Origin of the sequence: Microbacterium sp. GbtcB4 (assembly GCF_019091465.1) — a bacterium.
Lineage (GTDB): Bacteria > Actinomycetota > Actinomycetes > Actinomycetales > Microbacteriaceae > Microbacterium > Microbacterium paraoxydans.
This window is the reverse complement of the sequence record NZ_JAGXJJ010000325.1, coordinates 1-250: the sequence shown is the minus strand read 5'-3', so window position 1 is coordinate 250 and position 250 is coordinate 1. Positions and strand designations below refer to the sequence as shown.

At 66.4% G+C, this 250-nt stretch carries 1 pseudogene; it reads left to right on the top strand.

Going from position 1 to position 250, the window contains the following annotated elements:
* Positions 1-246 (top strand): annotated as a pseudogene (locus KVS71_RS18035) (DNA recombination/repair protein RecA); the annotation flags it as partial.
* Positions 247-250: the final 4 nt, after the last annotated feature.

Here is a 250-nt window from a genome sequence, read left to right as displayed (position 1 = left end):
GGCATCACCCGCGAGGGCAGCCTGATCGACTCCGGCGTCGAGCACGGCATCGTCAAGAAGTCGGGACCGTGGTACACCTACGACGGCGATCAGCTCGGCCAGGGCAAGGAGAACGCGCGGACGTCCCTGCTCAACAACGCCGACATCGCCTTGGCGATCGAGAGTCAGATCAAGCAGAAGCTCAGTATCGGCGGCCCGGCCGCGGCTCCGGGTTCTGATGAGCTGGCCGAGCGTCGCCCGGCCTGATGAG